General features: G+C 58.0%; 20 protein-coding genes. 12 read left to right on the plus strand and 8 right to left on the minus strand.

Annotated features, from left to right (window positions below; all coding sequences use genetic code 11):
- Positions 1-118 precede the first annotated feature (118 nt).
- From F6V25_RS09370 to F6V25_RS09385, 4 genes are all read right to left on the minus strand, one after another.
- Positions 119-1129, minus strand: coding sequence for an NAD-dependent epimerase (locus F6V25_RS09370; protein WP_151128335.1), 1011 nt, complete (start codon positions 1127-1129; stop codon positions 119-121).
- Between the two features lie 61 nt (positions 1130-1190).
- Positions 1191-2240, minus strand: a complete 1050-nt coding sequence (gene gmd, locus F6V25_RS09375) for a GDP-mannose 4,6-dehydratase (protein WP_151128336.1) — start codon at positions 2238-2240, stop codon at positions 1191-1193.
- Positions 2241-2402: 162 nt separating this feature from the next.
- A complete protein-coding gene (cls, locus tag F6V25_RS09380) occupies positions 2403-3836 on the minus strand; it encodes a cardiolipin synthase (protein ID WP_151128337.1) in 1434 nt (477 codons plus the stop codon).
- Positions 3837-3844: 8 nt separating this feature from the next.
- Complete coding sequence (locus F6V25_RS09385; protein ID WP_149307595.1) at positions 3845-4144, minus strand: Rieske (2Fe-2S) protein; 300 nt, start codon at positions 4142-4144, stop codon at positions 3845-3847.
- A gap of 449 nt (positions 4145-4593) precedes the next feature.
- On the opposite strand from F6V25_RS09385, the gene F6V25_RS09390 reads away from it, so the two are divergent.
- The 4 genes from F6V25_RS09390 (at position 4594) to F6V25_RS09405 (ending at position 8224) form a co-directional block, all read left to right on the plus strand.
- Entirely contained in the window at positions 4594-5409 is an 816-nt protein-coding gene (locus tag F6V25_RS09390) for a hypothetical protein (protein ID WP_151128338.1), read from the plus strand.
- A gap of 93 nt (positions 5410-5502) precedes the next feature.
- Positions 5503-5841, plus strand: coding sequence for a P-II family nitrogen regulator (locus F6V25_RS09395; RefSeq protein WP_151128339.1), 339 nt, complete (start codon positions 5503-5505; stop codon positions 5839-5841).
- Positions 5842-5880: 39 nt separating this feature from the next.
- Complete coding sequence (locus tag F6V25_RS09400; RefSeq protein WP_151128340.1) at positions 5881-7377, plus strand: ammonium transporter; 1497 nt, start codon at positions 5881-5883, stop codon at positions 7375-7377.
- A gap of 100 nt (positions 7378-7477) precedes the next feature.
- Positions 7478-8224, plus strand: a complete 747-nt coding sequence (locus F6V25_RS09405) for a sensor histidine kinase (RefSeq protein ID WP_151128341.1) — start codon at positions 7478-7480, stop codon at positions 8222-8224.
- Positions 8225-8413: 189 nt separating this feature from the next.
- Here F6V25_RS09405 and F6V25_RS09410 read toward each other — a convergent pair whose 3' ends face one another.
- Positions 8414-9310 (minus strand): DnaJ C-terminal domain-containing protein, encoded by an 897-nt coding sequence (locus tag F6V25_RS09410; protein WP_151128342.1) that lies wholly within the window; start codon positions 9308-9310, stop codon positions 8414-8416.
- Positions 9311-9571: 261 nt separating this feature from the next.
- Between F6V25_RS09410 and F6V25_RS09415 the strand changes: the two genes are divergently transcribed.
- The 4 genes from F6V25_RS09415 (at position 9572) to F6V25_RS09430 (ending at position 12399) form a co-directional block, all read left to right on the plus strand.
- Positions 9572-11431, plus strand: coding sequence for a metallophosphoesterase family protein (locus tag F6V25_RS09415; RefSeq protein WP_151128343.1), 1860 nt, complete (start codon positions 9572-9574; stop codon positions 11429-11431).
- Positions 11432-11449: 18 nt separating this feature from the next.
- A complete protein-coding gene (locus F6V25_RS09420) occupies positions 11450-11620 on the plus strand; it encodes a twin-arginine translocase TatA/TatE family subunit (protein WP_151128344.1) in 171 nt (56 codons plus the stop codon).
- 189 nt (positions 11621-11809) lie between these two features.
- The gene (locus tag F6V25_RS09425) at positions 11810-12088 is read left to right on the plus strand and encodes a type II toxin-antitoxin system RelE/ParE family toxin (protein ID WP_151128345.1); all 279 of its coding nucleotides are present in this window, start codon (positions 11810-11812) and stop codon (positions 12086-12088) included.
- Between the two features lie 14 nt (positions 12089-12102).
- Positions 12103-12399 (plus strand): HigA family addiction module antitoxin, encoded by a 297-nt coding sequence (locus F6V25_RS09430; protein ID WP_151128346.1) that lies wholly within the window; start codon positions 12103-12105, stop codon positions 12397-12399.
- A 142-nt stretch (positions 12400-12541) separates the two neighbouring features.
- Here the strand turns inward: F6V25_RS09430 and F6V25_RS09435 are convergent, their stop codons facing one another.
- A complete protein-coding gene (locus F6V25_RS09435) occupies positions 12542-13738 on the minus strand; it encodes a type I restriction endonuclease (RefSeq protein ID WP_151128347.1) in 1197 nt (398 codons plus the stop codon).
- 667 nt (positions 13739-14405) lie between these two features.
- On the opposite strand from F6V25_RS09435, the gene F6V25_RS09440 reads away from it, so the two are divergent.
- From F6V25_RS09440 to F6V25_RS09455, 4 genes are all read left to right on the plus strand, one after another.
- Positions 14406-14834, plus strand: coding sequence for a MarR family winged helix-turn-helix transcriptional regulator (locus tag F6V25_RS09440; RefSeq protein WP_149307240.1), 429 nt, complete (start codon positions 14406-14408; stop codon positions 14832-14834).
- Between the two features lie 37 nt (positions 14835-14871).
- The gene (gene hemG / locus F6V25_RS09445) at positions 14872-16278 is read left to right on the plus strand and encodes a protoporphyrinogen oxidase (RefSeq protein WP_151128348.1); all 1407 of its coding nucleotides are present in this window, start codon (positions 14872-14874) and stop codon (positions 16276-16278) included.
- Positions 16279-16631: 353 nt separating this feature from the next.
- A complete protein-coding gene (gene glgC / locus F6V25_RS09450) occupies positions 16632-17873 on the plus strand; it encodes a glucose-1-phosphate adenylyltransferase (protein ID WP_151128349.1) in 1242 nt (413 codons plus the stop codon).
- A gap of 206 nt (positions 17874-18079) precedes the next feature.
- Positions 18080-18835 (plus strand): rhodanese-like domain-containing protein, encoded by a 756-nt coding sequence (locus tag F6V25_RS09455; protein ID WP_151128350.1) that lies wholly within the window; start codon positions 18080-18082, stop codon positions 18833-18835.
- Between the two features lie 91 nt (positions 18836-18926).
- Here F6V25_RS09455 and F6V25_RS09460 read toward each other — a convergent pair whose 3' ends face one another.
- Both F6V25_RS09460 and radC read right to left on the minus strand, forming a co-directional pair.
- The gene (locus tag F6V25_RS09460) at positions 18927-19550 is read right to left on the minus strand and encodes a DNA-3-methyladenine glycosylase I (protein ID WP_151128351.1); all 624 of its coding nucleotides are present in this window, start codon (positions 19548-19550) and stop codon (positions 18927-18929) included.
- A 52-nt stretch (positions 19551-19602) separates the two neighbouring features.
- Positions 19603-20292 (minus strand): RadC family protein, encoded by a 690-nt coding sequence (gene radC, locus F6V25_RS09465; protein ID WP_151128352.1) that lies wholly within the window; start codon positions 20290-20292, stop codon positions 19603-19605.
- Positions 20293-20307 lie beyond the last annotated feature (15 nt).

Genomic DNA, 20307 nt, shown 5'->3' on the forward strand with positions numbered 1-20307 from the left:
AGTAAGGGGAATCTACTACACTTTGGGGGGGCACTCTCTGGTATATACTTATATTATTCCATAGCTTGTTCCGGATACTCGAGTGTGTGTAAATGCTTTAATTCCCAACATTAAGGCATCACGAGCCATAATACCCCCGATACCATTCCACAAACCGACCAATCCCCTCCTCAATCGAAGTGGCCGGCTTGAACCCCACATCCTTCATCAGATCATCCACATCGGCATAGGTCGCCGGCACATCCCCGGCTTGTATGGGCAACAGGTTCTTTTCCGCCCTTTTACCGAGGCAATCTTCCAGCACCTCGATAAAGCGCATGAGCTCCACCGGGCTGTTGTTGCCGATGTTGTAAAGCCGGTACGGCGCATAACTGGTGCCGGGGTCTGGCTGGTCGCTATCCCATGATAGGCTTGGAACCGGCGTGGTGTCGGTGACTCGCATCACGCCTTCCACGATATCGTTGATGTAGGTGAAATCCCGCTGCATCTTGCCCTGGTTGAAGACATCGATCGGTTTGCCCTCCAGGATCGCCTTGGTGAAGAGGAACAGCGCCATATCCGGCCGCCCCCAGGGGCCATAGACGGTAAAGAAGCGCAGGCCGGTGGTGGGGAGGTGGTACAGGCTGGAATAGGTATGGGCCATCAGCTCATTGGCCTTTTTGGTGGCGGCGTACAGGGAAACCGGGTGGTCCACGTTGTGGTGCACGGAGAATGGCATCAGGGTGTTGGCGCCGTAGACCGAACTGGACGAGGCGTAGACGAGGTGTTTGACGTCGTTGTGGCGGCACCCTTCCAGGATGTTCATGAAGCCGACGATGTTGCTGTCGATATAGGCGTGGGGATTTTGGAGGGAGTACCGTACCCCGGCCTGGGCGGCCAGGTTTACAACCTTGTCGAACCGTTCGTTGGAAAAGAGGCGGGCAATAGCCTCCCGGTCTTCAAGGGAGGCTTTGACGAACCGGAAGCCGGGCTGGGTCTCCAGCTGCTTGAGGCGGGCATACTTGAGCCGGACATCGTAATAATCGTTGAGGTTGTCGAGGCCAACGACTTCGTCACCCCTCGCCAGCAGGCGCTTGCTAAGATGAGAGCCGATAAACCCGGCAGCGCCGGTTACGAGAATCTTGGACATGGTTTACCTCTCGCTGCCCAAAGGACAATCTGCAGCCAATGTAGGACCGGCCGGCGGCAGCTTAACCGTTGGCCCGCATTTCCCGCTCCGCCTGTTTCAAATCGCCATCCACCATCATGTTCACGAGCTGATCGAAGCTCGTTTTCAGTTCCCAACCCAGCTGGCGTTTCGCCTTGGAAGGGTCGCCCAGCAGCAGGTCAACCTCGGCCGGTCGGAAGTATTTGGGATCGATCCGGATGACAACCCGGCCGGTGGTGCGGTCGATGCCCTGCTCTCCCTCGCCGCTCCCCTGCCACTCCAACGGCATGCCGAGGCGCTCGAAGACCTTTTCGGCGAAGGTGCGCACCGACCAGGTTTCGCCGGTGGCGATGACGTAGTCGTCGGCCTTGTCCTGCTGCATCATCAGCCACATGGCCTCGACATAGTCGCCGGCAAACCCCCAGTCGCGCTTGGCGTCCAGATTGCCCAGGTAGAGACAACTGAGCATGCCGAGTTTGATGCGTGCTGCGGCGCGGGTGATCTTGCGGGTGACAAAGGTCTCGCCGCGGCGGGGTGATTCGTGGTTGAAGAGGATACCGTTGCAGGCGTACATGTTGTAGCTTTCGCGGTAATTCACCGTGATGTAGAAGGCATAGGCCTTGGCGCAGGCATAGGGGGAGCGCGGGTAGAACGGCGTGGTTTCCCTCTGGGGGGTTTCCACCACCTTGCCGTAGAGTTCCGAGGACGATGCCTGGTAAAATTTCGTGTTCAGGCCGGTCTCGCGGATGCCTTCCAGGATGCGCACCGCACCCAGGGCATCCACCTCGCCGGTGTATTCCGGGACATCGAACGACACCCTGACGTGGCTCTGGGCACCCAAGTTGTAGATCTCGTCCGGTTGAATAGTACGCAGCAGGGTATTGATGGAGCTGGCATCGTTCAGATCGCCGTAGTGCAGGAACAGGCGAACATCCTTTTCGTGGGGGTCGCGGTAGATATGATCGATGCGGCCGGTATTGAAGGACGAGGAACGACGGATCATGCCGTGGACTTCGTAGCCTTTTTGTAGCAGCAACTCTGCCAGGTATGAACCGTCCTGGCCGGTGATGCCGGTAATGAGTGCCCGTTTCATTCGTTCTCCCGCTGTCCGCCCGTGCATATTGTGGAGGTGTATACGCCCAATCTAAGCTATTAGATATAGCACACCGGCAGTAATGATTGCAAAAATAAAATGAGAAAATACCGTGGATTTATTGGGTTGTGTGCGGATGCCCCGGAGTGGGCGCCGAACTCTCTACAGATAGGGTGAAAAGAGCCGCGCGTAATTATCCCTGAGCCTGATGGGCAGAGAACGACCGTCGATCTCCTCCTGGGTGATCTCGTGGGAGGCGGCGAAGGCTTGTTCGAAGTGCCGTTTGAGGCTGGCGGCAAAGGACTCGTCGAAGACACTCAGGTTCAGTTCGAAATTGAGACGCAGGCTGCGGGAGTCGAGATTGGCGGAGCCGACCAGCGACCAGACGTCATCCACCAGAAACAGTTTGGTATGGACAAAGGGGGGGGGCTGGTAGAACACCCTGATACCGTTGGCCAGAAGCTCCCATAAGAGCCCGCGGGTGGCCCAGTGGACAAAAGGCAGGTTGTTGAGACCGGGCAGGACGACACGCACAGGCACACCGCGCAGGGCGGTGGTGATCAGGGCGGCGATCATCGGCCGGTCGGGGATGAAGTAGGGGGTCATGATGCATACGGACTTCTTGGCGCAGGCGAGCACCCCCATGATGATGTGCTCGAGTTTGCGGAACTCGTTATCCGGCCCGCCGCTGATGGCGCGGGCCAGGGAGCTGCCCTGGGGAGCGAGGGAGGGAAAGAAGGAGGGCGCGTCCAAGCGCTCGCCGGTAACGAAATACCAGTCTTCCAGAAAGGTCCTTTGCAGATCTGCCACCACCGGGCCTTGAACGGAAAAGTGCATGTCCCGGATGGCGGTGTCCTTATCGGTGGAGGCCGGTTGGTGGCGGCTGCGGATATTCATGCCGCCGGTGAAGGCCTCGCGCCCGTCGATGATCAGTAGTTTACGGTGGTTGCGCAGGTTGATGTAGGCGCCCCGGCTCAGGGGGAGATAGCGGACCAGGCGCACCCGGGTGCCTGCGAGGGCCGTGCGGGGGAGGTGGCGGCTGTACTTCTCCCCCATGGCGTCGATGATGACCCGCACCGCAACGCCCCGTTTGGTCGCCTCCTTGAGCTGATCGATGAATTCGGCGCCGATGCCGTCGGCGTCGAAGATATAACTGCTCAGATTGATGCTTTCCTCTGCCCGCCTGATGGCCGCCAGCATGGTCGGATAGGCTTCCTCGCCATCCACCAGCGGGATGATGCGGTTACCCTCCCGCAGTCTGGTGCGCACCACCCGGTCCCCCAACACGCGCAGGTCATCCAGATGTGCCGCGGCCAGGGGGAGTCGCACCGCCTCGCTGCCGGGGTCCTCAAGAGGGTGGATCTCGCTCCCGCTGAGTCTGCGGCCACTTTCCTGCCAGCGCCGGGCCTGGCGGGAGATGCGGTTGACCCCCAGGCACCAGTACAGAAACGGGCCAAGCAGCGGCAACGTCAGGCTGATGCTCATCCAACCCAGGGCGGAACGGGAATCGCGTTTATGGAGCAGGGCGTGCCCCGCCGTGACCAGCGAGAGCAGGCAGGCACAGAGGGCGAACAGGATGATGAAGGCATGATCCATGGAGAGGTCTATGCCGGATCGATGAGGATGTCGTCTCCGCTGATTTGGACGGGAAAGGTTTTCAGGGTGAGGTCGGGGTGATCCGCGCATCCGCCATCGGCAAGGTTGAAGCGGTAGCCGTGGCGCGGGCAGGCGATATACCCCTCTTTGACAACGGCGGCGTTCATAGGGCTCCCCTGGTGGGGACATTCGTTCTCACAGGCGAAGATGGTCCCTTTGACGTTGACCAGGAGAATTTCCCGGTCTGAGACGGAAACAACCTTCTTGCCGAAGTTGGGAACCTCGCCGACCTTTGCCACCGGTGTCATGGGAGTACCTCCTGTGAATGATGTGTTTGGTTAACCTACCTTAAATCCACTGAAAAAACAAGGAACGTCAGATGGTTTCAGCGCGTGCATAGACGGAAAGCATGGTGCGGCGAAAAGAGCACCGGCGGCGTACGTGGTAGAATCTAATTGAGCGATAGGCACAAAAAAATATCAGAGGGCAAAAAAATGATCAAAAAATAGGCAGCGTAACGAGCGCCCAGGGGATTAAAAACGCACTGAATTATGGTCGACATGGCGCATATATTTGATATCACAGCAAAATGCAATATGGCACATTATGTGCTTAAGCTTCATGACCATAAGCGAGGTGTAGCGGACAACACATATATATTTTTACAACATTTTACTCTACAGAACGTGCATCGATGAAACCAATGTCGCTTTCATCCAATCACCGTTCAAAATCAACGATGAAAAGGAGAGGAAAGATGAGGATTGGTAACGTAGTAGCAACAACAATGGCAGCATTGGTCTTTGCCTGTGGTACGGCACTGGCTACCCCTTCAACGCAGATTTGGATTCCTTCCCCCGATGTCAAAGGCTTCAAAGAAATTCATATCGATATCGATAATTATACTCGCTTTTCCGGAAAAACCGAAAATGGCTTCAACCCCAATTTGTACAATATCGGCCTGAGTGCCGGCGTACTGCCGTCGGAAAACGTCAAATTGGAGGTCGGGGTTGATTTTCTTAAGTCGGGCTACCAGAACGATGCCATCTATGGCTATGACCGGGCCCCCCTCTATTTCAACGCCAAATTGGGTACACCTGAAGATGCCTTTGGCGTCAAGGGGCTGCCCCAGTTTGCCATCGGCGCGTATAATCTCGGCACCTACGAAAAGCTGGAGAAAGGGCTCTCCACTCGGCAGAATATTGTTTATGGACTGGTCGGGAAAACCCTGCCGGTCGTAGGCCGCTTCTCCGCAGGTGGTTACTATGGTTCCGAGCGTGCTCTCGGCCGGGGTGCGAACAGCGGCGTAATGGCGTCCTGGGACCGCACCATGAGCGAGATCTCCGACAAACTCTGGCTGGCGGTCGATTACATGGGGGGCAACAATGCCAATGGCGAAGTTTCGGTGGGCGGTTCGTGGGCTTTCTCCAAACAGGTCTCGCTGATCGTTGGTGTTGTTGTTTTCAACCCGTTCTACACCACATCGGTTTCCGATCCCAGCAACGGCAACGGCGGTAATATCAACCCCGGCGGTAAGCCGGCCTTTACCACCCAGTTGGATATCGCATTCTAAGCTGTCCCTCCTTATAATTCGGGGGCGGCTGCCCGCGCCCCCGCCTTTTTCCAGGAGTGGCCCATATACGCGCAAATAAAGGAGGCAGACGCAATGAAACTTATCGAAGCCATCATAAAACCATTCAAATTGGACGAGGTTAAGGATGCCCTCAATGAAATCGGCATCGAAGGTATAACGGTCAGTGAGGTCAAGGGATTCGGTCGCCAGAAAGGGCACACCGAGCTTTATCGCGGTGCAGAGTACGTGGTTGATTTCATCCCCAAAATCAAGATCGAGATTGCAGTGAGCGACGATCTGGTCACCAAGGTAGTGGAGACGATTCAAAATACGGCCAAGACCGGCAGGATCGGTGACGGCAAGATCTTTATCGTCTCGCTCGAAGAGGCCGTAAGGATCAGAACCGGCGAAAAAGGTACGGACGCGATCTAACAATTATCGGATATAACCACTTACCTACGGAGGACTATCATGAAGCTCAAACTGTATTTTGCCTCAATTATGCTTGTCATCCTGGCCGGTCTGATACCGATCTGCGCCATGGCCGAAGAGAAAAAAGATACCGCCCCGGCGGCAGCACCAGCGACAGCCGCACCTGCTCCTGTTGTCGCGGCACCTGCCGCGGCCCCGGCAGCAACGCCCGCCGCCGCTCCGGCGGCAGCAGCCCCGGCCACGCCGCCCGACGTCAAGCCGGTGCTCAACACCGGCGATACCGCCTGGATGCTGGTTTGTTGCGCCCTGGTGCTCTTGATGACACCTGGCCTGGCCTTTTTCTACGGCGGTATGGTCCGTCAGAAAAACGTACTCTCCACCATGATGCATTCGTTTGTGGCCATGGGTATCGTTGGTGTTCAGTGGGCGGTTATCGGCTACTCACTCGCTTTTGCCCCCGACCTGGGTGGCGGCTTGGTGGGCAACTGCAGCAAGTTCATGCTGAACGGCCTGATCATCATGAAGGATGCCGCCACCGGTACGGTGGACTGGGCCCTGTTCCAGAACTACGCCAAGGAGCCCGGCGCGATCCCCGAGTTGGTATTCGCCATGTACCAGGCCATGTTCGCCATGATTACCGTGGCCCTCATCTCCGGCGCCCTGGCGGAACGCGTCAAGTTCTCGGCCTTCTGCCTGTTCGTGCTGCTCTGGACCACCCTGGTCTATGACCCCTTGGCCCACTGGGTCTGGATGACCGACGGCTGGCTCTTTAAAAAAGGCGCTCTGGACTTCGCCGGCGGTACGGTCGTCCATCTTTCCTCCGGTATTTCGGCCCTGGCGTTCCTGGTGTTTCTCGGCAAGCGCCGCGGCTTCCCGACCGAGCGCATGGCTCCCCATAGCCTCCCGCTGACCCTGTTGGGCGTTGGCCTGCTCTGGTTCGGTTGGTTCGGATTCAACGCCGGTTCAGCGGTTGTCGGCGTCAACACCTCCGATGCGGCAGGCGGCCTGGCCGGTCTGGCTTTTACCACCACCGCCATCGCTCCGGCTGCCGCCGGCCTCTCCTGGATGTTCGCCGAATGGTTCCACGCAGGCAAGCCCAGCGCCCTCGGTTTCGGTTCGGGTATCGTGGCCGGTCTGGTCGTCATCACCCCGGCAGCCGGTTTCGTACAGCCGGGTGCTGCCCTGCTCATGGGCTTTGCCGCCGGTATCGTCTGCTACCTGGGCGTGTTGATGAAAGCCAAACTGAAATATGACGACTCCCTGGATGCCTTTGGCGTACACGGCATCGGCGGCACCTTTGGCGCCATCTTGACCGGCGTCTTCGCCACCGTCGGCGCAACCGGCCTTCTGGCCGGCAACGCCAAGCAGCTCATGATCCAGTTGATCGCGGTTCTGGCGGCCGGGGGCTATGCCTTCATCGTCACCCTGATCATCGCCTTTGTTCTGAATAAGACCATCGGCCTGCGGGTAGATAAGGAAGACGAAATCATGGGCCTCGACCAGACGCAGCACTCCGAGTCCGGCTACAATATGTAACAGCCCTTTCAACCTCCGCATCAAACGAAGAAGCGGAAGCCGTCCCCCGGGACGGCTTCCGCCCTTGTCATTCACTCTGACGATCCTCCCGGAGATCAGTATGGAAACCCCGGCAGACAGGCACATCGACGGAGCCATCAGTCAAGAGCTTCTCAAACAATTGGCATATAACGAGAAGATGTCCGAACTCGGCAGGATCTCCGCGGGTGTGGTACATGAATTGAACGCGCCGCTTTCCGTCATCATCTCGGCCTCCCAGTTGATCATGCGGGAAGCCGATGTGCCGGAGTTCGTCCGGGAGATGGTTGCCCGGATCAGCTCCGAGGCCCTGCGCCTTTCCCACATGACGCGCGGGTTGCTCAATTTCAGCAGCCAGGAGGAAACGGAATCGGGCGGGGAGGCGGACGTCAACCTTACGGTGGGGTTCGTGCTGGACTTTCTCGACTACGAAGCGGCTCGGCGCGGAGTGACCCTGCTGCGGAAACTGGACTACCATTTGCCGGTGGTGGAGGTCGGCGCCAACCTGCTGAAACAGGTCCTGCTCAACATCATCATGAATGCCCTGCAGGCCATGGAACAGGATGGGGGCAGCCTGATGGTCGAAACCCTGGCGCCGGAGCCGGGAAAGGTGAGCATCGTCATCGCCGATACCGGGCCTGGAATTCCGGCCGCAGCGCTGACCAAGATATTTGACCCCTATTTCACCACCAAAAAGCCGGGTGAAGGCACCGGGCTGGGGCTGTTCGTCACCAAGACGCTGGTGGAAAATCTGGGGGGGAGTATCGGGGTGCGGAGCACGGAAGGGGAGGGGACGACCTTTACCGTGACCTTCGTCGTTGAAGGGTAGCGGTCCTCAAAAACAACCGTCCACGAAATGCACTCACAAAATCAGCATTAATTATAGATAAAAGTCAGTATACCTTTGGGGCGAATGGTCGATTACCGGCATCGGTCTGATTTGTTCGCGCCTTTCGTGGATCCAAAGCGGTTTTGGGTTGCTGACATTTCCCGCTGTTCCTGCCGTTTGACCGTTGCCCTACAGCCCGTTTTCGGCCAATTTCTCCACCAGTCTTTTCTGCTCGGCGCTCAGGGACCCCGGTACCTGGATGGTGATCTTGACATAGAGATCACCCTTAGTGTTCGATCCCAGCGGTTTTACGCCGCACCCCTTCAGGCGGATCTTCGTACCGGCCTGAATGCCGGCCGGCACCTTGATGCGCTTATCCCCCTCCAGGGTAGGCACATCCAGCGAAGTTCCCAGGCAGGCGGCGCTGAACGGTATGGAGCGCTCCACGAACAGATCGCCTCCCTCGCGGGTAAAGACCGGATCAGCCAGCACGCGGATGATCAGGTAGAGGTCCCCCTGTGGCCCGCCGCCTTCCCCTTGCCCACCTTTGCCGGCAATACGGATCTTGCTGCCGTTTTCCACGCCGGCCGGGATCTTTACCTTGAGTTCCTCCCGCTTGCCGTTCCTGCGGAAGGCCACCAGCTTTTCGGCGCCCAGGGCGGCATCGCGAAAACTGACGTCGGTCTCCATCTCATGGTCAGCACCCTGTTGGGGCGCCGCCCGGAAGCCGTTCCGTCCGCCGCGGCCAAAGGCACCACCGAACAGGCGCGAGAAGATGTCCTCGCCGCCTCCCGCCCCCATATCCTTGTAGGCGTTGCCAAAGTCGAAACCGCGGAAGATGTCCTCCTGGCTGTACTGCCGGTGGAACCCGCTTGAGCCGAAGGTGTCGTACTCTTCCTTTTTCTTGGCATCGGAGAGCACGGCATAGGCCTCATTGATCTCCTTGAATTTATCCTCGGACGCCTTGTCCCCCGGGTTGCGGTCGGGGTGGTACTTGACCGCCAGCTTGCGGAAGGCCTTCTTGATCTCATCCGGGGTGGCGTTCTTATCGACTCCCAGCGCTTTGTAATAATCCGTCTGTGCCATGGTTGTTTCCATCCTTTATCGTGCATCGTCTCAGCAAAATGTAATTGCTGGACGCCCTTCTGTCAATGAATCCCTTTGGGACCGCCCCAACATTTTCCCACCAGCCCCGGAAAAGTTCACGCACTCTTAACCGGATCTTAACGCCAACAGCTGAGATTGTCTGGTACTAAATCCGTCGGAGCGTCACTGCGCAACTGCACTTCCCGGAGGCTTTGGACGGCAGTTCACAACCTAATACCAGATGAAGGAGGAAACGTACGCATGTCACAGAACGACGACAAGAACGATGGTCTCGAACCAGGTGCGACAAAGGGTATCGACCGGCGCGAGTTCATAAAGCGCACCGCAGCCGGCGCCGGTGCCGTCGCGGTGGGTATGGTCATGGGAGGCTGCGGGACATCGTCGTCTGCTGCCACGACCAGTTCGATTGCAGCCGTAGTGCCGTCCAAGACCGCATGGAAATTCGCCGTCATGAACGACACCCAATGGACCCAGACCGATGACGGCTACAACCCCAACGGCACGCCAGTGGACATCATTGCCAAGCTGAACCAGGAGTTTATCAACAAGGGTGTCAAGTTTGTGGTGCAGACCGGTGACCTGACGGAAAAGGCAAGTTCGACCGGTACCACCACCGCCACCAAGACGGTCAACGGCACGACCACGACCTACACCTACTCGAACACCGCTGCCGAGGACATGCGGGCGGTCTTTGCCCAGACCCTGTACAACGCCGGGATCGGTTTTTTCCCCCTGCGCGGCAACCACGACAGTGCGACAACCACGGCTACCGAGTTCCAACGTGCCTTTCCCCAGACCCAGAACGGCCAGATGAACACAACGCCGGCGGATGTCTTAAGCCTCACCAACCCCGATGCCGACCTCCAGCCCTCCCCAGCCAAGAGCGGCTCCGCCTTCACCCTTGGCTCCAACTTCAGCAGCCCCAGTACCGATGTGAATAACCTGAAGGGCCTGTCCTACTCATTCGACTACAACAACGTGCGCTTCGTGCTGCTCGACCAGTTTAATCCGTCCAACAATCTTAACGCCGACGGCACGGCCTATGCCCTCGGCACGACCATCGCCGCGCAGCAGAGTTGGATCGATACCACCCTGGCCGGCAAGCCCACCGGCGGCCACGCCTTTGTCTTCAGTCACAAGGGGATGATCACCCAGGACCATACGGATGTGCTCTTCGGTAACGATCCGTCGGCCGCCAGTTCCCCGGGTCTGGACACCTTCATCACCAGCCTGAAGAACAACAACGTCGGGTATCACTTCTGCGGCCACGACCACATGTACGACCGCAGCCTGGTGGCGACCTCAGACGGCACGACCGCCAAGGTGATGCAGATCGTGGGCGCCTCCAACAGCAGCAAGTTCTACTATCCCGCCAATCCCTCCAACGACGTGACCTACAGTGGCGGCAAGCGCCAGACCCTTGCCAAACAGGAACTGAACACTATTGGCTATTGCCTCGTGACCGTTGACGGGTCGCACGTGACGGTGGACTACTACTCCGCTCCCGCCTATCCCTCGCCGGTCAACGGCGGGGTGATCGCCACCGTGCCGACCCTCACCTTCACCAAGCGGGAGACCTTCGGGTACAGCCTGAACGGCACCCAGTTCGTGGTGGCGGCCGGTTCCGCCTATACCACGGTACAGAATACGAGCACGGCCGGCAGCGGTACGGTCGCCAAGGTTCTGGCCGGGTCAAACGGCTATACGGTGACCGATCCGTCGGGACGCTTTTTCAGCGCCACGGTCAACACCGGCTGGTATGCAGCCAATGCCACCGCCAGCGACATCCTGCTGCTGCGGGGCATGTCGGCCTCCTTGGGGAGCACCCAGACCGATATCTTTGCCCTCTCCCTGACCTACGACAAGACCAAGGTGACCGACGCCCAGATCCAGGCCGGCTCTTTCGCCATGGCTACGCCGGACGACAACGGCAACTGGACCAACGCCGCGAATAGCAGCACGGGCGGCACGAAGAAATTCGTGCTCGGTCCCTGGAAATCCAGTTACACCTTGGGCACCTATGGTGTGGATACGGCCAGCGGCACGGTTTGGGCGGTCGTCAACTACAACGGCTACTTTGCCGCCGTGGCCGGCGTCTAGGCCGCGGAAAGGGATACCATGTTCGGATTCGGCGTACCGGAACTGCTCATCGTCCTCGCCATCGTCGTGGTGGTCTTCGGGGCCAGCCGCCTGCCGGAGATCGGCGGTGCCCTGGGCAAGACCATCCGCAATTTCAAAAAGGCATCAGAAGGTAGGGACGAGATCGAGATCAAGGCGAAAGAAGCATAGCAATCTCCACCGGCTTCAAGGGCAAAGGCCCGCACATGGTCATCATGTGTGGGCCTTTTTCAATGGGATGCGCTGACCCCTGTATGTTTATGTTGGCTGAATCAGCCGCTAAAGGCTCGGCGAAGGGGGCGACCTGTGAGCTTAATTTTATGTTTGACGTAAAACGTAAAACGGACTACATTGATTACCATGATCCGGTCATTCGCCTGCAAGCATACCGAGAAATTCTATCATGGCGAACACGTCCCGCGTTTTCAGACTTTTGCCCAACAGGCTGAAAAAAGGTTACAAATTCTTGAAAGCGCCACCTGCGTAGAAGATTTGATGAACCTGCCGAGCAACCGCTTCGAGGCTTTGGGTGGAGATCGGAAGGGCCGGCAAAGCATACGCATCAACCAGCAATGGCGAATATGTTTTGAGTGGCGGGAGGATGGTCCGTACAACGTCGAGATTGTCGATTATCATTGAAAGGGAAAATCTCTATGAATGCCATGCGCCCCATACACCCCGGCGAAATCCTCAAGGATGAACTTGCCGAGATCGACATGACGGCCAACGCCTTTGCGCACGCCCTACATGTGCCTGCAAACCGGATTACGGCCATCCTGAACGGTACCCGCTCCATCACCGCCGACACCGCGCTGCGCATCTCCCGGTATTTCGGGACAACGCCGGAATTTTGGCTGAACCTCCAGACCGCATACGACCTGAAGGTTGCCCGGCAGGCCGTTGGCGGCAAGATTGAGCTGCACGTAACCCCGATGAAGCAGGCGGCGTGAGGTATTCCCGGAACTCCGGCGTTCACGATTAAAATAGGGAGTGTCCCTAATTAAGTCCATATAAAGCTTCTTGGCTACTTAAATACCTATTGGGCTGATAATTATGGGTGTGTTGGTGTCTTGTGTAGACGTGGCACCATCATTATTCCCCCGTCTCCGTTTTCTCGACTTCTGCTTTGTTATTTCTTTCCCTCTTGAAATTCCCATCATCCTGACACCACGCCAAGGCATCAAAGATGACCTCCGACAGACGCATGATACTTTCCGGCTTATCCAGAACAATACTGTTGCCGCCTGTCCCAAGCACAAGCCCTCTCTTGGCGATTCCTGTCTTGTGCAATTCAGTCAACTCAATGGGAAAATACGCCAGCGGCTTGGCGCGGTCGCCCACATAGCGTACAATCCAACGGTTGACCTTGCCCTGATATAATACGGTGTAGTATGACTCCGTATCTTTTCCAACAACTTCGTCTGGGTTGACCACGCCGTTCAACATGTCTTTCAAAATTGACAATAATTTCAACTCGGCAGCGGTTGTAATGATTCTGGGGTTGCTTGGATCGGCAACGCTCTCCTGGGAATCCTCGGGGACTGGTGCTAGTTCCGGTGCGGTATTGAATGGTACAGGGGGCGCGGAAAGTCCGGTAACGACCATTTTGCTGATGGCATCGGCAACTGCTCGCTTGATCAAGGGGGTTATGGTGTCCAGTACCCTTGGGGTGAGCTTTGCGACGAGTTTTGCGCGGTTGGCCACGAAGCGGACGAATTCCTGATCCACATCGCGTAGGCAGCTTTCAATTACTTCCTGGAACTGTTCCTGGTAGACTCTTTCTTCGGCAAAGGTTCGCAGTTGATCGGGCCGGAAACACCCATAACGGAATTGGGCAAGTTGCTCCATATCTGATTCTGACAAAGCATCAAAATTTACTTTCAGGAATGGGCTTTCATCCATCACGTTGGGTAGTTTCAAATCAGTGAAGAAGCGCCATTCACGGCCATTAGTGATCGCAGCGACGGAGACACCGGGGGTGGAGTTGAAGTAACGGGCGAGTTGTCCGGCATGGTTGGTCAGTTTTTCATTGAATGACTTGGCTTCGACAAACATGACCGGATTGCCGTCGGAGAAGAGAGCATAATCTACTCGTTCATTGGCCTTTACTCCCGGCAGGTTTGCACCGTATTCGGCTTTCACTTTTTGTGGGTCAAAAGGACTGAAGTCGAGGATGTTGAGGAAGGGGAGTATCAAGGCCTGCTTGGTGGTCTCCTCAGTCGAGCAGTGGTGGCCAACTGTCTTAATGTGCTCCACATGGGCCAACAGTTTTTCCTTAAACTCTTGCATGATCCCCCTCCGTTGATTGGAATTCATAGGCTGGCGTTTCAGAAAAACTTTATCTGTTACTACTCGTCGCTTTGTTTTATAAATCATCCTTATTAAAGTGAATCCTTTTCTACTCCCCAAAGACACAAATTTCAATCGCAAAATCAACATGTTAAAACAATTAACACTCTTCTGGAAATGTTAAAAAAATTACCACTTTTCGTCCCTCTCCCAAGCCACTCGTTATCATACAATAAAGCCCCCCGAAGACCTTGGGAAGCCCCACTATGTGTCATTTTGATCCACTGCCTTCTGCGAAAGAGCCGAACCCCAAACGGCATCTGTCCACGAAATACACGAACGAAAACAAATAACCGGGGCGGATACAGAAAGCTGACCATTCATCCGAAAGGCAAGCCGCTTTTGCCCATAATCAACAGGCTTTGTTCGTGCTTTTCGTGGGCCAACACGGTTTCAAGTTTTTCTTGAGGCTGGCTACCACCCCTGGCCCCACCTGAATCAGGAGGGGAGAAAACGCCCGACTTCTTCCCCTTCCTTGATAAGGAGGACTCTCTGGGGCCTAAAGGAGGCAGGGGGGGATCCACCTTTTCCCGCTTGACAATCACAATTAATATAACTAACATTTAGTTATCCGAACAGTTCGGAAAACTATTTTAAGAGACGGATCATGGAACAGATCGAACGGATAGCCCAGCTCTACCCGGTCATCATGCGGGTTATGGGGAGGATCAGGAGCATCGTCCACGAGGGGATGGACCTGACCTACAACCAGTACAAGATGCTGCTGACCATCTACGACAAGGGCAACTGCACCCTGAACGTACTGGCCAAGGAACTCCAGATCGCCATGAGCTCGGCCAGCGAGATGGTGGACCGGCTGGTCAACCTGGGGTTCGTGTACCGGACCGTGGACGAGGACAACCGCCGCCAGGTGATGATCTACACCACGGAAAAGGGCGAGGAACTGATCCGGGAATTGCGCCGGGGGATCGTGGAGAATTATCGTACCTTACTGGACCGGCTGCCGCCTCGGGATCAGGAGCGGCTGGTGGTCGCCTTTGAAAACCTGGCGGAGATTCTCGGCAAGCTGGAATAGGGCAGGTACCGACTTTGACGGTAAGAAGGAGGCAGTGATGAAAAAGGTGATCGTGATAGGCGGCGGCATTTCGGGGCTGGCGACGGCCTGGTTGCTGCGGGACAAGGCGCGCACGGCGGGGGTGGAACTGGACCTGGCCCTGCTGGAGAAGGAGGAGCGGGTCGGCGGCAAGATCTGGAGCATCAAGGCAGACGGCTATACCTGCGAATGGGGTCCCAACGGCTTTCTCGACAGCAAGCCCCAGACCCTGGAGCTCTGCTCGGCCATCGGCGTCAACGACAGCTTGCACCGCAGCAACGACAACGCCCGCAAGCGCTTCATCTTCTCCGGCGGCGAACTGCACCAACTGCCGGAGAACGGCGCATCCTTCCTGAAGAGCCGTCTGATCTCCTGGCCCGGCAAGCTGCGCCTGGCCCTGGAGCCGACGCCGTTCATCGCCAAGGCCCCCCAGGGGGTGGACGAGACCCTGGCCGCCTTCGGCCGCCGCAGACTGGGCAAGGAGGCGTTGGACAAGCTGATCGCCCCCATGGTGTCGGGTATCTTTGCCGGCGACCCGGAAACCATGTCGCTCGTCTCCTGCTTTCCGCGCATTGCGGAACTGGAGCGGGAGTATGGCGGGCTGGTCCGGGCCATGATCATGCTGGCCAGGAAGAAGAAAAAGGAGCGTGCCGAGGGCAAGGCGGTCTCCAGCGCCGCCGGCCCGGGTGGCGTCCTGACCTCGTTCCGCGAAGGCATCCAGTACCTGACCGACGCCCTGTCCGCATCCCTGGGGGACATCGTCAAACCGGCCAGCCCGGTGGCGGCCGTGGAGAAGGGGCAAAGCGTCCCCTACCGCGTGCGCTGCGCCGACGGCAGCGAACGGGAGGCGGATGTGGTCATCGTCGCCGCTCCCGCCTTTGCCGCGGCCGAGATGCTCACCGGCCTGGATGTGGGGCTTTCCGGCGTGTTGCGCCAGATCCCCTACGCCACCATGACGGTGATCTGCTTCGGCTACGAGCGCGACCGTATCGCTCATCCCCTGGACGGCTTCGGCTACCTGGTCCCCAAGAAGGAAGGGCGCAGCATCCTGGGCACCCTGTGGGATTCCAGCATGTTCGAGAACCGCGCGCCGGAAGGCAAGGTGCTCCTGCGCAGCATGATGGGCGGGGCCTGTTTCCCGGAGTATGTCAAACTGAGCGACGACGAGGTGACGGCGCGGGTCAAGCGGGACCTCAAGGATACGATGGGGATCGACGTCGATCCGTCGTTCGTGCGGATCTTCCGTCACGAACAGGCCATCCCCCAGTACACGGCGGGGCACGGCAAACGCCTGGAGGCGTTGGGGGCGGGACTATCGGCCCATCCCGGCCTGATCCTGACCGGCAACTCCTACCGGGGCATCGGCCTCAACGACTGCGTGGCCGCAGCCCAGCGGGCCTCGGACGAGGCGCTGGGACTGTTGTAGATCACTGCCGCCACGGCACGGGAAAAGGATTTTCTCCGAGCGTTTGTGGATGGGCCGCCATGGTGTTCCATTACCGGGCCGCCTTTCCCGCGAAAATATCGTACCGCTCCTTGACAGCCCGGCCTCTCCGGCGTAATTTGTGGGCAGTTGCGTTACGATTCGCTCTCATGGGGTGAGGAGATGGTTTCACGGGATGAAGCCCTATAGACCGGATGAAAAGCCGCTCAGGTCAGCAGATTGCTGATCGGGCGGCTTTTTTGTCGGCCGGGCGCTCCCCGTCACCATGCATCCGCCCCGGAGATACACCTGGCCCTTACCCATAACAACCCCATAAGTTCCAAAGGAGGCGCCTCATGTACAGCTCTGACAACGTCGGCAGGAACACGATCGCAATGGTACTGGCCGGAGGCAGGGGGGAACGGCTGAATCCGCTGACCATGCGCCGGGCAAAGCCGAGCGTTTCCTTCGGCGGCAAATACAAGATCATCGATTTCGTACTCTCCAACCTGTTCAACTCGGGCATCAAGAAGGTCTATATCCTGACCCAGTACCGGGCCTACTCGCTCAACAAGCATATCCGGGAATCCTGGGGCAAGTGGACCGGGCTGGGGGAGTTCTACGTGGCCATCTCGCCGGAAACCAGCAGCGAGAGCGAGGAGTGGTTCAAGGGGACCGCCGATGCCATCCTGCAGTACCTGCGGTTCGTGGAGTCCTCGGATGCGGATTACGTGGCCGTCTTCGGCGGCGACCACATCTACAAGATGGATATCAGCCAGATGATCAACTACCACCGCATGAACCGGGCCGATATCACGATCGCGGCCCTGGAGGTGCCGGTGGAAGAGGCCAAGCGGTTCGGCGTCTTTTCCGTGGACGACGATTCCCGGGTGACCGCTTTCGCGGAAAAACCGGACACCCCGGAAACCATCCCCGGAAGGGCAACCTGCTTTGCGTCCATGGGCAACTACATCTTTCCCACCAAGAAGCTGATCGAGGTGCTGCTGGAAGGGAAGAAGCAGCACGAAGACCTGGATTTCGGCAAGCACGTGATCCCCATGATGCTGGAAAAGGGGGACCGGGTGTTCGCCTATAACTTCAACGACAACCAGATCCCCGGCATGAAGAGCGAGGAGCGGGGCTACTGGAAGGATGTGGGCACCATCGACTCCTACTACGAGGCCAACATGGATCTGATCCATGTGTCGCCCCAGCTCAATCTCTACAACTACAAGTGGCCCATCCTCACCAACCAGGGGAATCTGCCGCCGGCCAAGACGGTCTTCGACGACGACGACCGCCGGGGCCAGAACATCGACTCGTACGTCTGCGCCGGCTGCATCACCAGCGGCGGCACGGTCCGCAGGTCGATCATCGGCCCGCTGTGCAAGATCAACAGCTTCAGCCTGGTGGAGGATTCCATCCTGTTCGAGAACGTGAACATCGGCCGGCACGCCAAGATCAAAAAGACGATCATCGACAAGGGGGTGGTCATCCCGGACGGGACGATCATCGGCTACGACCGCGAGGCGGACCTGCGCCGGGGCTACACCGTAACCGAATCAGGCATCGTGGTGGTGCCGAGGAAAGACAAGTAGACCAGTCTCTGGTCGCCTGCCGCGTTGCCAAGGGCGGTATGCCAGCTTCTCGCTGCGGACCTGATTGGGGTTACGTGTATTTATAAAAAAGATGCAACTATTGGTATATATTTAATATACCAATTTGCCTTTTGCTCACCGTTCTCTTAACCTTCCATTCCGGTTTCAGTGAACCAACGACTCGAACGGCAGGTAAAGGAGGCTGTATGATGATGGGTATCAGGCATTTTTGTTCCATAGTGGCAGTGCTTCTTGTAATGGCGGTGATGCCGGTCCTTGGCGCCGAACAACCGGTGGCCGGCGTGAAAAGCATCTCAACGGAGCAATTGAAGCTGCTTCTTGAAACGGCCCGGCCGAAACCGCTCCTCATCGACGCGCGCAACCCGGAAGAGTACGAGGAGGTGCACATCAAGGGCGCGATCAATATCCCCATATCCAAGCTGGAAAAGGACCCGTCCCTCCTGCCGGCCGACCGGGCGCACAAGCTGGTCTTCTACTGCAACGGCGTCAAGTGCGGCAAAAGTAAGAAGGCGGCCAAGCTGGCCGTTGAGCGCGGCTATGGCGATGTGCTCATCTACGCGGAGGGAATGCCGGTCTGGGAAGAGAAGGGGATGCCGATCTACGCGGGCGCCAGCTACGAAAAGAGGGTTGAGACGAGCAAGCTTTCCCCCAAGGAATTGAAGACCCTCATGGATACGAAGCCCGGCACGCTGGTGATCGTTGACGTCCGTGATAAGAGCGAATTCGCCGCCGGGCACATCCCCGGCGCAATTAACATACCGGCTACCAATTTCGCCGCCGGCTCGGGAGTGCTGGAAAAAGAGAAACGGATCGTCGTCTACTGCAACTCCGGCGGCAGGAGCTACAACGCCTACCGCAAGTTACAGAAACTGGCCTACCCCACCATTAGCCAGGCTATTTTCGCCGATTGGGAATTCGAAGGGCTGCCGGTGGAAAAATAGCCGTTCCCCTGTATGCCGGAAGCCTCTCCCTCTCTCCGCGGTAGCGCGTTTTTGGCGATGGCTAAGCCCCGGATATCAAAATATCCGGGGCTTAGCCATTCAATTCCCGCCAGCGGAAGCAATCCACGGTGTGGTCGTTGACCATGCCGACCGCCTGCATGTGGGCGTAGCAGATGGTTGTGCCGACAAAGCGGAAGCCGCGACGCTTCAGGTCGCGGCTCAAGGCGTCGGACTGCGGCGTGCTGGCCGGGACCTCTTGTATACTTCTCCAGGCATTCTTGACCTGTCTGCCGTCCACGAAGTCCCACTGGTAGGCTGTGAACGAGCCGAATTCCTCCTGGACCTTCAGGAAGGCCCGGGCATTGGTGATGGTGGATTCCACCTTAAGACGGTTACGGACTATGCCGGGATTGCCCAGCAGCTTCGCCACATCATTTTCATCGAAACGGGCCACCACCTCGGGATCGAACCCGGCAAAGGCAGCCCGGTAAGCCTCCCGCTTGCGCAGGATGGTGATCCAGGAGAGCCCGGCCTGGGCACCTTCCAGCGTCAGGAATTCGAACAGCACCCGGTCGTCGTGCACCGGCACGCCCCATTCCCGGTCGTGGTAGTTCTGGTAGAGCGGGTCGCTGCCGGCCCAGGCGCAGCGGATAACGGCACCGGCCCCGGGCGCATTCTGCCCCCCTGACGTTCGGGTTGTTCCCCTCGTCTCCATATTTCTCTCCTCCATGGTCAACCACTCTCCGGTCATGTTGTCTGGCTTGCGGTTACAGCAATCCCCGCTCCACGAAACTCATGTATTCGCCATCGCCGACGATGATATGGTCCAGCACCTTGATCCCCATGATGTCGCCGGCTTCGCGCAGGCGGCGGGTGACGGCGATGTCCTCCCCGCTGGGGGCCGGGTCGCCGGTGGGGTGGTTGTGGACCAGGATCATGGCTGCGGCGGATTCCTTGACGGCCGGGCTGAAGACCTCCCGTGGGTGGACGATGCTCTGGTTGAGGGAACCTTCCGAGATCTGAACGCGGCGGATGATGCGGTTCTTGCCGTCCAGAAGCAGCGCCAGGAAATACTCCTTGCGGCTGTCGCGGAATTCGTGGTGGAAGTAGTCGAAGACCTGGTGGGGGGAGGTGAAACGGTCGAAACTCTCCAGCTTGCGGGCCTGAAAGCGCGAAGCAAGGGTGAAGGCGGCTTTGACGCCGGCCGCCTTGGCCAGCCCCATGCCCTTGATGGCGGTGATTTCGGTAATTTCGGCGCTGCCCAGTTCCCGTAGATTGCTGCCGAAGTGGCCGATCAGCTTGCGTCCCAAGTCAATGGCGCTCTGGCCGGTGGTCGGGTCGCCGCTCCTGAGGATAAGGGCCAGGAGTTCTGCATCGGTCAGGCCGGCCGCCCCCTGTTTGAGCATCTTTTCCCGAGGACGTTCATCCTGGGGCCATTCCTTGATCCCGCCACTCATGACTACCTCCCGTAA

The sequence above is a fragment of the Oryzomonas japonica genome (genome assembly GCF_008802365.1).
Classification (GTDB): domain Bacteria; phylum Desulfobacterota; class Desulfuromonadia; order Geobacterales; family Pseudopelobacteraceae; genus Oryzomonas; species Oryzomonas japonica.

Bases quoted from the DNA above. Each gene is read 5' to 3' on its own strand.
- F6V25_RS09370 (WP_151128335.1), bottom strand. From the start codon at position 1,129: ATGTCCAAGATTCTCGTAACCGGCGCTGCCGGGTTTATCGGCTCTCAT.
- gmd (WP_151128336.1), bottom strand. From the start codon at position 2,240: ATGAAACGGGCACTCATTACCGGCATCACCGGCCAGGACGGTTCATAC.
- cls (WP_151128337.1), bottom strand. From the start codon at position 3,836: ATGGATCATGCCTTCATCATCCTGTTCGCCCTCTGTGCCTGCCTGCTC.
- F6V25_RS09385 (WP_149307595.1), bottom strand. From the start codon at position 4,144: ATGACACCGGTGGCAAAGGTCGGCGAGGTTCCCAACTTCGGCAAGAAG.
- F6V25_RS09390 (WP_151128338.1), top strand. From the start codon at position 4,594: ATGAGGATTGGTAACGTAGTAGCAACAACAATGGCAGCATTGGTCTTT.
- F6V25_RS09395 (WP_151128339.1), top strand. From the start codon at position 5,503: ATGAAACTTATCGAAGCCATCATAAAACCATTCAAATTGGACGAGGTT.
- F6V25_RS09400 (WP_151128340.1), top strand. From the start codon at position 5,881: ATGAAGCTCAAACTGTATTTTGCCTCAATTATGCTTGTCATCCTGGCC.
- F6V25_RS09405 (WP_151128341.1), top strand. From the start codon at position 7,478: ATGGAAACCCCGGCAGACAGGCACATCGACGGAGCCATCAGTCAAGAG.
- F6V25_RS09410 (WP_151128342.1), bottom strand. From the start codon at position 9,310: ATGGCACAGACGGATTATTACAAAGCGCTGGGAGTCGATAAGAACGCC.
- F6V25_RS09415 (WP_151128343.1), top strand. From the start codon at position 9,572: ATGTCACAGAACGACGACAAGAACGATGGTCTCGAACCAGGTGCGACA.
- F6V25_RS09420 (WP_151128344.1), top strand. From the start codon at position 11,450: ATGTTCGGATTCGGCGTACCGGAACTGCTCATCGTCCTCGCCATCGTC.
- F6V25_RS09425 (WP_151128345.1), top strand. From the start codon at position 11,810: ATGATCCGGTCATTCGCCTGCAAGCATACCGAGAAATTCTATCATGGC.
- F6V25_RS09430 (WP_151128346.1), top strand. From the start codon at position 12,103: ATGAATGCCATGCGCCCCATACACCCCGGCGAAATCCTCAAGGATGAA.
- F6V25_RS09435 (WP_151128347.1), bottom strand. From the start codon at position 13,738: ATGCAAGAGTTTAAGGAAAAACTGTTGGCCCATGTGGAGCACATTAAG.
- F6V25_RS09440 (WP_149307240.1), top strand. From the start codon at position 14,406: ATGGAACAGATCGAACGGATAGCCCAGCTCTACCCGGTCATCATGCGG.
- hemG (WP_151128348.1), top strand. From the start codon at position 14,872: ATGAAAAAGGTGATCGTGATAGGCGGCGGCATTTCGGGGCTGGCGACG.
- glgC (WP_151128349.1), top strand. From the start codon at position 16,632: ATGTACAGCTCTGACAACGTCGGCAGGAACACGATCGCAATGGTACTG.
- F6V25_RS09455 (WP_151128350.1), top strand. From the start codon at position 18,080: ATGATGATGGGTATCAGGCATTTTTGTTCCATAGTGGCAGTGCTTCTT.
- F6V25_RS09460 (WP_151128351.1), bottom strand. From the start codon at position 19,550: ATGGAGACGAGGGGAACAACCCGAACGTCAGGGGGGCAGAATGCGCCC.
- radC (WP_151128352.1), bottom strand. From the start codon at position 20,292: ATGAGTGGCGGGATCAAGGAATGGCCCCAGGATGAACGTCCTCGGGAA.